Raw genomic sequence first — 313 nt, 5'->3', positions numbered from 1 at the left:
ATGCGGTATAGTGAAGATGGCGAACTAGGGATTGATAATAATATTACTGAGCGAGATATTCGGCCGTTTACCACTGGTAGAAAAAACTGGCTATTCTCAAAATCGGTTAATGGTGCTCAGGCCAGCGCGATACTTTATAGTATTGTGATGACGTGTCGTGCTAATGACATCAATCCGTATTACTACTTTGTGCATTTATTTAAAACGTTGCCGAATCGAGATGTGGGTGATGATGATTTTACCGACCTAATGCCGTGGAATGTGCAGCTAGACTTCGATTATAGCTAAGCGCACTGCTTAAATGCGCGCTTAC

1 protein-coding gene is annotated in these 313 nt (G+C 42.2%); it reads left to right on the top strand.

Going from position 1 to position 313, the window contains the following annotated elements:
* A partial coding sequence (locus ACT3RM_RS18260) for an IS66 family transposase (protein ID WP_444511563.1) occupies positions 1-288 on the top strand: 288 nt, incomplete at its 5' end.
* Positions 289-313: the final 25 nt, after the last annotated feature.

This window comes from Pseudoalteromonas sp. AOP7-A1-14 (assembly GCF_052376275.1).
In the GTDB taxonomy this organism is placed as follows: domain Bacteria; phylum Pseudomonadota; class Gammaproteobacteria; order Enterobacterales; family Alteromonadaceae; genus Pseudoalteromonas.
Note: the sequence above shows the minus strand (reverse complement) of the source record. Positions and strands in the feature narration are given on the sequence as shown.